This is a genomic window from Paenibacillus sp. FSL E2-8871, assembly GCF_038000345.1.
Taxonomy (GTDB): Bacteria; Bacillota; Bacilli; order Paenibacillales; family Paenibacillaceae; genus Paenibacillus_AQ.
Genome location: NZ_JBBOBV010000001.1, coordinates 1,073,172 through 1,087,060, shown reverse-complemented (window position 1 = coordinate 1,087,060; position 13,889 = coordinate 1,073,172). Strand labels below are relative to the sequence as shown.

The 13,889-nt window shown below is 39.0% G+C and carries 14 protein-coding genes; 2 read left to right on the top strand and 12 right to left on the bottom strand.

Annotation, left to right across the window (positions count from 1 at the left end; translation table 11 throughout):
• The first annotated feature begins 25 nt into the window (after positions 1–25).
• Entirely contained in the window at positions 26–1,060 is a 1,035-nt protein-coding gene (locus NYE25_RS05045) for a PocR ligand-binding domain-containing protein (RefSeq protein WP_341145285.1), read from the top strand.
• Here the strand turns inward: NYE25_RS05045 and NYE25_RS05040 are convergent.
• The 12 genes from NYE25_RS05040 to NYE25_RS04985 all read right to left on the bottom strand — a co-directional run bounded on the left by NYE25_RS05040 (position 1,023) and on the right by NYE25_RS04985 (position 12,790).
• A complete protein-coding gene (locus NYE25_RS05040) occupies positions 1,023–1,559 on the bottom strand; it encodes a redoxin domain-containing protein (RefSeq protein ID WP_341145284.1) in 537 nt (178 codons plus the stop codon). The two genes, NYE25_RS05045 and NYE25_RS05040, sit on opposite strands and share 38 nt — an antisense overlap.
• Positions 1,556–2,275 carry an ABC transporter ATP-binding protein gene (locus NYE25_RS05035; protein WP_341145283.1) on the bottom strand — a complete coding sequence of 240 codons (720 nt, stop codon included), beginning with the start codon at positions 2,273–2,275 and terminating at the stop codon, positions 1,556–1,558. The genes NYE25_RS05040 and NYE25_RS05035 overlap by 4 nt, the downstream gene beginning before the upstream one ends.
• A complete protein-coding gene (locus tag NYE25_RS05030; protein WP_149645613.1) occupies positions 2,268–3,089 on the bottom strand; it encodes an ABC transporter permease in 822 nt (273 codons plus the stop codon). The genes NYE25_RS05035 and NYE25_RS05030 overlap by 8 nt, the downstream gene beginning before the upstream one ends.
• The gene (locus tag NYE25_RS05025; RefSeq protein WP_076286794.1) at positions 3,089–3,646 is read right to left on the bottom strand and encodes a nitrous oxide reductase accessory protein NosL; all 558 of its coding nucleotides are present in this window, start codon (positions 3,644–3,646) and stop codon (positions 3,089–3,091) included. The genes NYE25_RS05030 and NYE25_RS05025 overlap by 1 nt, the downstream gene beginning before the upstream one ends.
• Positions 3,643–5,001 (bottom strand): right-handed parallel beta-helix repeat-containing protein, encoded by a 1,359-nt coding sequence (locus tag NYE25_RS05020; RefSeq protein WP_341145282.1) that lies wholly within the window; start codon positions 4,999–5,001, stop codon positions 3,643–3,645. Before NYE25_RS05020 ends, NYE25_RS05025 begins: the two co-directional genes overlap by 4 nt.
• Before the next feature lie 202 nt (positions 5,002–5,203).
• Positions 5,204–8,371 carry an ATP-binding cassette domain-containing protein gene (locus NYE25_RS05015; RefSeq protein WP_341145281.1) on the bottom strand — a complete coding sequence of 1,056 codons (3,168 nt, stop codon included), beginning with the start codon at positions 8,369–8,371 and terminating at the stop codon, positions 5,204–5,206.
• A gap of 102 nt (positions 8,372–8,473) precedes the next feature.
• Positions 8,474–8,890, bottom strand: coding sequence for an SRPBCC family protein (locus tag NYE25_RS05010; protein ID WP_042127759.1), 417 nt, complete (start codon positions 8,888–8,890; stop codon positions 8,474–8,476).
• Complete coding sequence (locus tag NYE25_RS05005) at positions 8,890–9,219, bottom strand: ArsR/SmtB family transcription factor (protein WP_081951121.1); 330 nt, start codon at positions 9,217–9,219, stop codon at positions 8,890–8,892. Before NYE25_RS05005 ends, NYE25_RS05010 begins: the two co-directional genes overlap by 1 nt.
• A gap of 152 nt (positions 9,220–9,371) precedes the next feature.
• On the bottom strand, positions 9,372–10,280 hold the full coding sequence (locus tag NYE25_RS05000; protein ID WP_341145280.1) for a hypothetical protein: 909 nt from the start codon (positions 10,278–10,280) through the stop codon (positions 9,372–9,374).
• Entirely contained in the window at positions 10,277–10,834 is a 558-nt protein-coding gene (locus NYE25_RS04995; RefSeq protein WP_341145279.1) for an RNA polymerase sigma factor, read from the bottom strand. Before NYE25_RS04995 ends, NYE25_RS05000 begins: the two co-directional genes overlap by 4 nt.
• Positions 10,835–11,153: 319 nt before the next feature.
• Entirely contained in the window at positions 11,154–11,927 is a 774-nt protein-coding gene (locus NYE25_RS04990) for a hypothetical protein (protein ID WP_076286797.1), read from the bottom strand.
• Complete coding sequence (locus tag NYE25_RS04985; protein WP_340969443.1) at positions 11,924–12,790, bottom strand: alpha/beta fold hydrolase; 867 nt, start codon at positions 12,788–12,790, stop codon at positions 11,924–11,926. The genes NYE25_RS04990 and NYE25_RS04985 overlap by 4 nt, the downstream gene beginning before the upstream one ends.
• 157 nt (positions 12,791–12,947) lie before the next feature.
• On the opposite strand from NYE25_RS04985, the gene NYE25_RS04980 reads away from it, so the two are divergent.
• Entirely contained in the window at positions 12,948–13,646 is a 699-nt protein-coding gene (locus NYE25_RS04980) for a MerR family DNA-binding transcriptional regulator (protein WP_341145278.1), read from the top strand.
• Positions 13,647–13,889: the final 243 nt, after the last annotated feature.

Below are 13,889 nucleotides of genomic sequence, written 5' to 3'. Positions count from 1 at the left end.
ATAACTTACCTAGGAGAATATCGTGATGTCCAAATCTCGATTTAATTTAGAAGAAATAATTGATTTGAAGAAATGGGAGAAACTGCAGGATTCTTTATCACTCGTGACTAAAATGGCGATTCTTACCGTAGATTATAAAGGCGTTCCCGTGACTAAGCACAGCTTCTGTCAGCCTTTCTGCCAAGGCGTTCGCCAAGATTCTACTCTCTCTCCTTATTGTCAAAAATGTGATGCTCGTGCCGGCATTGAAGCTGTACGCCAGAACAAGCCTTATATTTATTTATGCCATTTCAACATTATCGATATCGCGATTCCAATTATTATTGACGATCAATATTTGGGTGCAATTATGGCTGGACAGCTTAAGCTTCGTGAACCTGATGTGTCACAGCTGGAGCAGATAGTATCTAGGCCACCTAATGTTGAGTCGAACATGAAGTTTCAAGCGCTCAAAGAGGATTACGAAGCACTTCCTGTCCTATCCTACGATGAAGTAACCAAGTGCGTGGACCTACTTCTACAGTTAAGTACTTACATCGTGGAAGAAGCCATTCAAAAGCGTACTACCGTTGATTTGTACAAAAGAGTACTGACCACAGATATCGATATATCTTCTTCAGCAGAATCTTTCGAGGAGACAGACCTTACTTATCGCAAAATTCAGTCTCTGCAGCAAGAGTTGTCAGGAGCGCTTATTGAGACCAAATTGAAAAATGGAGCACAAAAGTTGGTCTCTTCAAATGCAGTGCTTCAGCCTGCGTTCGATTACATCTATGCGCACAAAAATGAAAATTTCAGCCTAAAAGAAATGGCCAAGCTTTGTCATATCAGCCCCAGTTATTTCAGTCGCATATTTACAAAAGAAACAGGCGAGAACTTCTCCCTCTTCGTTGCCAGGCTCAAAATTGAATGGGCCAAGCAGTTGCTGGAAACCACAGACGCACCTATTAATCAAGTGAGCGATGATTTAGGATTTTGTGATACTGGTTATTTTATTAAAACATTCAAACGGTTCGAGAATCTCACTCCAGCTGTATACCGGAATATGTATATGAGTTGATTAGCTGCATTAAGGGGAAATCTGTGATTTCGCCTAATATAGCCTCTTTGATCTTTCCCTCTCCGTTTATAATAAACGTGGCAGGAAGCGCACTAACTCCGAACGAAGTAGATATTTTTCCGGTAACATCGATGACAACTGGAAAAGAAAAACTATGATTCTTAAGATATTCTGATACAGTCCCTTTAGACTCACCAACATTAATAAACAAGGTTTCGATTTGAGAACTAGTGGATTTGTGAATGTCATTCAGAAGGGGCATTTCTCGCACACATGACGTGCACCAGGAGGCCCAAAAGTTAAGCACCACAATCTGTCCCTGAAAATCGCTTAGTCGAACCTTTTTACCTTCTATTGTAGTAGCTTCAAATTCGGGAGCGATAGAGCCCACAGCAATCCTCTCAGATGAATCTCTTGTTTCATTATGACTAAATACCCATACAACAGTCGTGACAGCTGCGATAATCACCAGCAAAGCAATGATTCGACGCATGCTCATTTCAGACCCAGACTATGATTAAAGGCTGTATACAGAGAACCAAATTTCGCATGAAATTCTTTGGTCGGACCTGAACCAACATTTCTTCCATGACTTAGAAAGACAATCTGATCAGCGATTTTATCAGCGATTTCTAACTGGTGTGTGGAGAAAATAACGGTATGCCCTTCTTCCTTGATTCTTTGGAGTAGATCTACGAATTCATTCATCCAGAAAGGGTCAAGACCGTTTGTGGGTTCGTCCATAATTAGCAACGAAGGCTTGGCCAGCAATGCCTGAGCAAATAAGATACGCTGACGCATTCCCTTTGAAAAGGTGTTGACCAGACGATTTCGTTTATCCTGTAGGCCTACTAAGCCAAGGACTTCGTTTACTCTCGCTTTGCGATTGGGTACCCTACGGAGAGCGGCCCAAAAAGTCAGAGCTTCCTCTGCCGACAGCCCCTGATTGAATTGATAATCATCTGGCATATAACCAATTTGTTCCGAGAATTGTTTGCGTGATTTGTGCCAGTATAAACCACCCACTGAGATTTCGCCCACCGAAGGCTGAATAATACCGGCAACCATTCGCAAAACGGTACTTTTGCCAGCCCCGTTACCGCCACATAGTGCAAGTATGCTCCCAGTGGGGATTTGAAAGCTAATCTCTTGAACTATTGTTTGCTTTTTAATAACTTTAGAGATTCCTCTTACATTCACTAAGGGGTTATCCACGAGAGCGCCCCCTTTCCCATATCCAATATACAAACAGGATCGAGCTCAACATCCAAACTAGACAGACTCCCATAAACAACAAACTACCCTTCGAACCATTTATCCATTCTACCCATTGGTAATATTCAGGTCCCAGCACTGAACCTCCGCCCAGCTTAATTACAACGAATAACCGAACAAGCTCTGCTGGGTTGAGTATTGTGAATACGACCAGCAAGGGCTTAATCCAGAGATAAGGCATTAAACCTAAAAAGGCGATCAAAAACGTCGGCCACCCTATTACTGTGAAAAACCACACAGCAACAGAAACAGTCAGCGCCTGCCAGCGGTTTCTTGATAATGAACCGATAAACAAGGCGATGGTCAAGAATAGTAAAACAAGTCCTGCGGAAAAAAACAAAAATAGAAAGTAAGTAGTAGAATCATAGGCCATGCCCAAGAATCCACTAATCATTCCCATTAAACCATAGCCGAAAGCCACAACCGTAAGTAATACGACAGCCAGCCCCACATACTTGCCAAGAATAAATGACAACGTTCCTATTGGATAAGTAGATAAAAGCTGCCAGCTACCCTCTTCCTTTTCTGAAGTCAGTGAAAAAGATCCTAGAAATAAGGTCATAAGCGGCAGCAGATACAAAATCAGACTTAGCATGGAACCTGTAACTGCGGTGTAGCCTTGAATCTCATTTTGTGCATTAATCAGCAGTAATCCAAGACTAAACGCACAAAATAATGCCAAAAAAGAATAAGCCCATGGATTTCGAAACCCCATTTTAATCTCTCTGCGTGCGACTTGCAGGATATCAACCATTACATATCCATCTCTTTATCCGATGTCATACCTTCCATTTCCTCAGACTTATGCTCGTCCATATGACCTTCTCCGCCATTCATATCCATTTGCATCATATCCGTATTTTGTTTCCATTCATGCTTGGACAGATCACTTGCTGACAGAACGCTGCCAACACCTTGTTCCTTCACAAAAGCTTCGGCAGAAGCAGTATCCTTGAAGCTGATAACTCCATAAGCCATAGGTGTGCGTAGTGTCTCATCATAGACAAAGCTGGCCTTACTGAATTCTACCCATTCTTTGTCGTTATAGTCACGGACATAATCCTTTCCAATGTTTTTGGTTCCATTCTTGTTCTTCCATTCATTCATACAACCAATATCATCAAACTTATAATTCTTCCCGTCTTTCGTTGTTAGCTGAGTAGCAAAGGCATCGTCCTTAACCTGCATATTGCAAATCGCGCAAATATCAACTTCTTCATTAATCGCCAAAGGTTCAAACTTTTTGGAACCACAAGCCGCTAGAATTAACAAACCCACCATCAACATCAGCATTAAACTCCATTTTTTCATAACCGTAATACCCCCATATATAGTATTGTGATCACAGAGAAAAACAAAAGCAGCCAACCGGCTACCATCACCGACCCTTGCCCCTCACTAACTAGTCCAACATCTGCATGAACTGAATCCAATTGCATAAGCGGCTCTGGATCGGTGGACCATTGTTCTTTATCATTTGTATACAGATCGCTTAAAAATGTCATGCCCGGTGATTGAAAAAAGAGCTGATAAGCAGCATTTTCTGTAACTAATTGCTGATAAAATGGATTAATAGCATATGGCAGATCACTTATGCCATCACCCGATACATCCAGCCCTTCGAATGAATCCCAAAAATTTCTTGTCATCTTATTATTCTTAGAATCCGTTGCCTGTGCTTCAATCACATTGGCAATAAAAGCATTCTTCTGAAAGCGGTTGCCTTCAGAACCCTCAAATTGAATCCCAATATAATTTCGGAGCACCATATTATTCTGGAGAGTGTTGTCGGAGGATTGTTGCATATAGATTCCTACCCGATTTCCTTCCACGAGGTTATTTACAATCTGAGAGGTACGAACGTCAAAGAGCAGGATTCCTTGAGAATGAACATTCTGATTTTGTTTACGGAAAGAGTTTCCTGATACCATAACGTCGCTCACTCCCATCACCATCGCGCCAGTAATGTTGTATTCTCCAATATTGTTCGTAACAGATGATCCATTGATATACATACAGTGAACACCGTATCGTAAATGATAGAGCCGATTGTGATCAACCTTTGTATTGCGACTCTTCTCTAAATAAATGCCATCTCGGAGATAAGAGATTTCATTCTCTCTGATATCTGAACCATGAGAGTTATAGAGATCGATGCCATTACCTCTTTTTCCCGAAGCAGCACCTTTAGGTATAAACCAACGGATTTTATTGTTTACTATAACTCCACTATCAGCCTCACGTAGCATAATGCCAAAGCCAAATGTATGTATGACTAAATCTTTCAAAGTTACCTGATCGGCTTCCACCCGAATCGCTGCTGCTTCTCCCCCGTTATGCTGCTGTATATTAAGTCCTTGAAGCTTTACCCCATCAGCCTGAATCATAACTGCAACCTCAGCATCGGGAGATGAATTTAATAGTGTTACCCTTCCTTCCCCGCTAATCGTCAGCCTTTTATCAATTTGAACCGGACCCAGGTAAGTACCTGGAGCTAAAGTAATCGAATCTCCGATTTGGGCCGCATTAATAATCGGCTGGAGTGGAATCGCTTTCGAAGTAGTATTTGCACTGGCACTCCCACTGTAGGTCGTGATTATTAAGAAAAGGCTGAATAACATCATTAGCATTACTCTGAGGTGACAGAAACTTTTGCGTATAACCATTGTTCACCCCCTATCAGTAATTCATTCTCTAATCTATCATTTGCCTAATTGTAAAGAAAAGGAAGTTGCATGCCTATAGCTCAATGTAGCTATCCCTATTAATAAGATGTGTCTAAATTGTGAGTTATGTCACATCGTTTACTATCCCTAATGAGTGTCCATATAATAAAAAACCGCGCATAGCGCGGTTTCATTAGGTTAACTAATTATTTTCAAGGTAATGATAAACGGCCATCATTTCTTGTTTATTTAACTCCCGAATACGATTGAAAATTGGAATATCTGCTACAGCATCAATATTTGAGCTTTCAGACATAACATCACTTACATTGCCAGTTAGCCAAGTTTGTACGTCAATGCCTTCGACAATTTCTTTACGCCCTTCATCATTAATGCCACTTGCGTAACAACTAACACATGGAATCGTTAACTTATAAACGCCATCGTGAAGTCCATCTTCGGATATGACTTTCTTTCCTTTACAGAATGGACATGGCTGACTAGCTTTTATTTTATTAATTTGAGTGACCAGTTTTTTGTAATCAAACGCTTCATAAACATAGGTCAGCTTTTTGTATTTTCCATTCGTGAAAAACTTATCAATGATGTATTCTCTGGTTTCGGTGATATTCTCAAAATCACAAATCGTAATCTGATTATTCAAGCTAATAGATTCAATACTGCCGCTAATATCGCCCCAGAATGGCAGTGCATTTTGCAATACCATTTCATAGTGTGCAAAGCTCGCTACTTCAAGTTCAAGCATTTTTAGAGCAACTTGTATTTCCCTAGGTAATAGAGAGACATCCACTGTTAGAACCATATCACCGCCGACAATAGCTTTCATTTTTTCAAGCACCGGTAATTTGCCAACGGTACTGATCACTTGATCAACAGGTAGTCCAATGATCTCACGAATATCTGTGTCGCCAAACTTTAGCTTCTTATGATGATTTAGTACGGTTCCTTCACAGATTGGACAGGTAATCAGTATTTTGGACTGTTTAATATGCTCTTTAATAATCGCTTTTGATATCACCATGTAGTTCCCAATGATGTAATTAAAGCCTTCCCAAGTTCTTGTTGCCTTGCTTGCTTTATCATAAAATGACTTTTCCCAATATCCGTACCAAAAAGTATGCTTTTCTGCATCCGTCATCTCATTATAGCTCTTACTGATATCTTGTCCGAGTTCATTCTTAATCTCATCAAAGATAAATTTTATTTTGGGGAATTGATAGAATTTCAGAATATCCATTGCATCTGGATGTAATAAGCCATCCCAAAATGGCACATTTTTATCCTGAAGAACAACTTCAAAATCAAATTTTTCAATGACTCGACGTCCCTTGCAGCAAGGACAATGATTGTCTTGATTATAGAAATCGAAGCTATTTGTATCTTTATTAGTTGGATGTGCCGTTACAATTTGGTTGATCAAGCCACCAATTTCATATAGAAAAGTATATTGACTATATAAGTGTCTTTCCAGATCAATGGCGATGACAGGTGCAATGGTATCTGATTCATATTCACCATATATCAAACGCGCCATAGAGGATAAGCTTTTTAAGATGCCACCTTTATAAACGTTTTCCGCATTTTTAAAGTAGGCAATTTGATTTTCTTTTAAGTAGTTAATGCCATTTTCTTGCCGCAGTGTTGAAGAAATCTGCAATGGGGCGACATGATCTTCACTGTTTTGCTCGAGATAATAATTTTGATGACCGACAACTTCTAGATGCTCAACAGGTTCAAGCTGTCTTTTACCAAAATCAACGATAAAATCAGAGTTTTCCAGCATATACGAGTTATGTTCAATCATCATTATGGAGACCGATTCGTCCTGAAGAATGACTCTGATGCTATCAATGAATTGATTTAGAATATTTTGTGATAACCCTTTGGAAGGCTCGTCAAAAATGAAAAGTGTATTGGGGTTTCTTGAACCTGAAAATAGCTCGGAGACTAAATGAACACATTGAAATTCACCTGTGGATAAAGACTGTGTTTTTCTTTCCAACGTTAAATAACCCAGCCCAAGCTTGATCAATAAACTTAAACGTTTATGAGCGATGTCTTCATTTGGCAGTTCATCAATAATATCTTCAATTGAGCGCTGAAAAATATCATCAATCTCTTCGCTATATTTTGTGAGCTTTCTCTTAATATCAAGAAAAGTCGCAACCGTAGACCGGCTGGTAATCGATTGATTTCGATCCTGCCCCACAATCACCAGCTTATCCTTGGGATATCGCTTCACAAAATCCTTGGACATACACTCATTGACCAATGTAGATTTACCGCAGCCAGATTCCCCAGTGAACGTTACAAGTCTATTACGAGGAATCTGAATTTCGGCGATTTGAATATTACGACAGTAAAGATCATGAAAATGATAATATTCAGTTGGAGCTGCCTGATTTATTTCTCCATTGATGGGCGCCGGACGTGGCGATTCTTCAACGATTTTTCCGCCGTATTTACCACTTCCTGGTCCAAAGAACAATCGATCGTCCGTTATGTCTAATACGGTATCCGAATGATCAATAAGCCAAATTTGATTCTTAAATCCTAGTTGTTTTATCTGCTCTAATATTTTTAAAAGGGTTTGGTGATCCAGACCCACAGAGATTTCATCAATGATAATTACTGTATTTTCACTGGTTGCCATGAATTCTGCCAAGTAAAGTCTTGTTAACTCTCCACCTGACAAGGTGCCCATTATTCGATTTAAGGTTAGATAACCAATATTCATATGGATTATGTTCTTTAGAATGTTTTGTTTACCTTCACTAATGTTTAGAACTTTTGCTAGAGAAAAAATGGTTTCAATGCTTAAGTCATTAATATCGGAGATACTCTTGTCTTGATCTAATAACTCCATTTTGTATTGTTCAGCTTCGTGATTATATCGCTTACCCTTACACTTTTTACATTCGACATTTTTAGTAGTGCCGCGACCTTTACAATCTGGGCACCAGCCTAATTCATTATTAAATGAAAAAACCTCTGGCGATAGGTTATATTGTTCAGCAATCGCAACTCGAATCTCTGTGAACACACCCGTATGTGTGCCAATGGTTGAACGAGGATTGGAAGAAATAGATGATCTCCCTAGAAAAAGTACAAGTGGCATTTCTTCCATCTGAATCGCACTGAAATTAGTCTCCATAATGTTAGGGAATAAATACTGATATTCTGCCTTTGGTAATAAAGAAACGAGACGTTTCTTGGATTCTTCGCCGATGGTTTGACAAAAGGTGGTTTTACCGGATCCGGATAAACCAGCAATCCCAAGGGATTGGTCAACTGGAAGTACTGCATCTAACTTATTAATATTGTTCGCAATCAATCGGTTGATTTTCATAGTGGTATCATCTCATCTCCATTCTCTTCATTTAGTATTGCCATCATTTATTCCATTAAAAAGGGCACTTTCCATTTTCAGAAAAGCGCCCTATTCTTGAAATTACAGTTCTGCTAATACTTTTTCAAGCTGACTGCCCATATTCGCCCAAGCATATTTAGCTCCTTCAATAGCGCCTTGGCGAGCTTTGGTCTCCTCACTAAATCCAGATTGAGCAAGATGCAGATGAACCTTACCATCTTCCTCTTTGCTCAAAGTCCAAGTAACTGTTGTACCTTCTCCGGCACTATGCCAAGTATAGGATAATGTATGTGGCTCATCTACTACGAGAACCTCGCAATCTACAATACCATCCCACCACTCATTTGGCTCTGCACGAAATTGAAATTTATGCCCTACGACTGGCTTAAAGTCATTGCTCCAAATCCATTTCGCAAGTGTATCTGAATCCGTCAAAGCGTTCCATACCTTCTCGATGGAGCTTGTAAATTGATAATCTAAGGATACATCTGGTTTCATTATTCTTCCTCCAATAAAAGTTTTAGTTTATCGATTCTTTCTTTCCAGAAGCCTTCGTAAAAAGATACCCAATCCCGAATTTCTTTCAATGGATTGGCATTCAAACGATACCTCGTTTCTCTACCAACCTTTCGAGCAACTACAAGATCAGCCTCTTTAAGAATAGACAAGTGCTTAGATACTGCAGTTCGGCCCATATCAAAATGAACCGTGATTTCATGTAGGGGTAATTCATCAACATCAGCCAGGATTTGAAGTAATTTTCGCCTTGTTGGATCTGCAACAGCGTCATATACATCCCTCACTTGACTATTATCGTTCAAAACCACCCCCACCTTTTCCGTAATATTACCTGTAGTGTGACCAATTATACTTCATCAGTACCCAATTGGACACCATTTAGTGTCTATTTGATTATAGGACACCAAAAGGTGTCGTGTCAATAATCTTTAAATTTTATTATTTGTTTTTAAAGGAATACTCAGTAAAGCGGCAACACTTCTTGTTTTAGCCCTGAAAAAAGATCTCCAGATTGTTCAAAAAAGGTGTCAGGCAAATGATAGTAAGCATCTCCCATAGATACGACTTTTAATTCAGGAATGATATACATGCCCATATAGGTTCCATCCTTGAGGTTGAACTTTAACTGATACGATTTCCCTTGGGATTGCGCCTCTGCAATAGCCTCGTATTCTTTATTACTTAAATCAGCTGTTTTTGCGCTGTACAGTCCATCAATGATAGACTCCACAGAAGCATGATCTGTCATTTTCTTTAACACGTCATTTCCCACATGATTAAGAACATGGATATCTTTTGCATGCTCTTTTAGATTAGACATATCCAGATATTCCTTAGCGGTCATCGTAGAATCGTTAGTCTTCGCCACGATTTCTGCCAAATAATAATGCTCCTCAACTTTAACAGCGATGCGGAATTGGGATGGGTACGTCGGAATTTCATATAACTTACCTCCAACAGCGAACGTAGCCGAAAAATCCTTTTCTACAACTTCTCCTCCATTGTTCTTCCCGATCTCTTGGTTAATATCAAAATCTATGGTTCCAAGTGATTTTTCAGGCTTCATTCCTGTGAACTTAAACTGAGCACCATCACTTACGAATGCATAACGAAATCCGTTGTAATTTAAAATTTTCCGAACTCCGGTAGGAGCTGAAACTGGCGTTTGCTGCGAGATTTGTGGTGAATTCGTTAATGATGACTTTAGAGGAGATGTATAAATGGCCACTCCTAACACAAGTGCAGCACAAGCAGCCATGGTTCCCCACTTCGCATATGTTCTCTTATTAGTACGCCTCGCTGTGTTGGCCTTTTCCACCAGATTGCCGTCTACATAACCAATAGTCTTAAATAGATCTTTATTATTCATAGGATATAGCCCTCTTTCATAAGGTATAATTGGAGTTTTTTTCGTGTTCTAAAAAGAACCGATTTCGTTTTACTTTCACTTATTGAGAATCGAGTTGCGATATCAGCCAAAGAATCGGAATACCAGTAACGTCTCAGAAAAATATTCCGATGATCTTCATTAATCATCAGCAGAAAATTGCTTATAGATTCAGCGATTTGTTCTTCCTCATATTGACTTTCGACATTATCTGGAGAGGATAAGCAATCATTTAATTCATCAAGAATCGTATCGAATGTTTTATTCCGCTTTTTGGCCATGTAATAATCGTGTTTATTTAACGCGATATTTCGTGTGATCCTCCCCAAAAAAGATGAGAGCTTAGCAGGCGTCTTCGGCGGTATCGTTTCCCACGCTCCTAGAAAGGTATCGTTCACGCATTCTTCCGAATCTTCAAAATTAGACAGAATGTTATGAGCTATTTTGGTACAATAATTTCTATATTTTTTGGATGTTTCTTCTATTGCTGTTTCATTACGGGCAAAGTACAGCTGTATGATTTCACTATCGTCCATTCCATCACTTCCGTTCAGTTTGATTAAGGCCTCACTTATAAAGTAAGAAAAGAAGGGTTTTGGTTGCAAAAAAGTTTTTTTCTTATGTACTAGTGTGGGAAATCATTTTATGTCTTCATAAGCTTCGACATTCAATGCCAATAATATGACGTGTGATCTTATCCTTTTGATTCCTATGAAAAAAGCCGGTGTACCCTATAATGGGCAACACCGGCCAATATATTAAAAGTAGAAACTATAGAGGAATTGCTGCAGCTTCATGATAGAAGCATAGACGCTCCGCGATTTCGTGAACTGACCTTTTTTTGTTCAAATCATGCTATTCAGCCACAAACCGTTTATTGTTTAAATCCAATTTGTAAAAGATATCTTTTGCCTCTGCTTCTTGTGTACCTGCTCCAACTGGTGGATGGACTACTAAGATATTATTTTCGACACTTGGTAAAGGCTCAGCTTCTGAATAAAGAAGTGTTTTCGAGACTTGATCCTTCTTTACGATTTCTAATGGGAATACATCTTCATTTTGCTTATCAATCGCGAAAATATATCCTTCCACGCCATGACCTGTTTGATATTGAGGAGTAAGGATGTAAACCTCAGCTTCTTTAAAACTCAGCTTCTCAAAAGATATTTTTTTGCTGGATGGTCGGAAAAACAAGTAATTGGGTAGTTCCATTAAGACTTTGTCCTGATCTCCCTGTCTGTAGATAATAGAGTAATTACTCTGAAACGTCTGATCACCCTCTTGTCCCATCGTGCTCGATACGACCAAATGCCCAAGTTCTTCTCTACCTTTGGCTATCATCAATAATGTTCCCTTTTCCGTTTGCTGTTCCGCCCGAATTGATTTATCCTCATTTACTGCGTCAATTACAATAGAATCCATGAGATCGTTTTTTGGAAATAAGCTAACCTCTGATAGTTTTTGTTCCTGAGTAGATGAGTTGATTTGTTGATGGTTACAGGCAACGAGTAAACTAAATGCTAAAACCGATGATGCTACTTGCAAAATAAGCTTGTTAATTGTAACCCTCTCACTTTCATTTACAGCTGGGTACAACTGCTCCCGAATTACAGTCCAGTCTGTATTCATAATTGTTTTATAAACCAGGGCTTAATTAATGGTATTACCATGGCTGGTTGCATAGCTTTTGTATGATCCATTTGGCTTCCCGTTAGCACTTCAACATCCCAGCCTAAATCACACAGCTTCGTCGTATTCTTCTTTAATATCCCAGCAATATCAACGGTAACATTTCCAAAATTCTCACCATATACGATAGTATCATTTTCTCCTGCAAAAGCTAATTTTGGAAGACTAAGCAATTGGTGAATACTACGATCATCAAAAGCAGTGAGGCTCTCGTATAAGGCAACAAATTGAGCTGTTACACGGGTATCCATTGATACTTTGATGTTGTCCCAGTCTATCTCATCAGGATTCTCTGTTTCCATAGAGCTTTTTTCAGCTGCCTCATTTTGATTATTCAAAGCTTGGGTATGTGTTTTTTGAGTTACAATCAGCATCTCTTGATAGGGACCATTATAAGGCGGAAAACCTCCCATGACCAAGCTTTCCAGACGATTTGTTCTGATAGCCAATTGTAGTCCAATTAAAGCTAGCCAGGAATAACCGTAGTAGCTAAAGCTCTTAACGTTCATTTCATCAGCAATGAGGAGCAGATCCTTCACAATATGGTCTACGGTTAAGTTGTCCACTGGATGTTGAAAGAGATGACCTTCATAATCAAAATAAAGCACTTGAAACGTATCCGCTAGACCTTCAACAAAATGTTTACCTAATTCAGGATCTACGCCCCATAGCTTTAGATTTTCTGCCTCCTGATTGTACACGGATTTTTTAGCGATAGGTAACATAATGGTTGGACGATCTGATCCTCCTGTCAATCCTACTTCTATTGCTGAATGGTTGGTTAATCGTATGATTTTTTTCAAACAATCCTCTCCTTACTGTTTTATAAAAATATCATATAACATTCATGCAATCTTTCGGTTTATCCCATACTAAGCCTTGATATATCTAATTAAATTAGATTTAATGTTGTTGTAGCACTTGAAGGTTTAACTTTAATGTTCTGGGGCGATGACGATTATGGGAGATAATTATACACCAACAATGATAGCTAAGAAATTAAATGTAAGTACCACTACATTAAGAAGATATGAAGATCAAGGCTTAGTTCCCGAAGTCCCAAGGACTCCTAGCAATCGCCGGTGTTATACAGACATTCATGTCCAAGCTTTTATTACGATTCGGGCACTTTTACAAGGATATGAGATTCCAGTTGTGTACGATGTGATGAGAAAGATTAAAGCTCGGCAAATTGAGGATGCACTTTGGTCAATCAATCAGGAACAGTTTAATACACAAACGGAAAAGCATAGGTTAGAGGATGTGTTACGCATGTTCCGAAATGCAGATTTATCAAAATACAACGATTTAGAGGTCACAAATGCAATGACTATTGGTGAAGTTGCACAAATGGCAGGCGTTAAGCCTTCAGCCATTCGACATTGGGAACAAGAAGGCCTTATTACTTCTAACAGAAACAAAGACAACGGCTATAGGGTCTATACTATAACGGAATTAAGAAAGATTATACTGATCAGCAGTTTAAGGAAAACCGTGTATAATATCGAGAACATGAAACAACTCCTGAATGAAATAGAGACACAAAACTATAAAAAAGTAGAATTGACATTCGAGCTTGCGTTACAAAAATTAAACAGTAAATTAATGAAGCAGTTTTTAGGGATCGCTGAGCTTATGAAATATGTGAAATACTATTAAACTTGATAACTTGATATCAACAAGCAATCTTCCCAAAAAGAAGAAAACTTAACTCAAATACCAGTGCACCTGAATACCCCTTCTTTCGGCAAGAAGTCCTTACAGCAATAAACATATTCTGGCTCAGAATTCGATCGAATGCATAGATTTTTTGGAACATAATTAATCCTTCTTAAAATCATTTATAAGAACACAAAAAACTCCTCCCTTAAGGGACGGAGTTGATTTCGCGTTACCACCCTG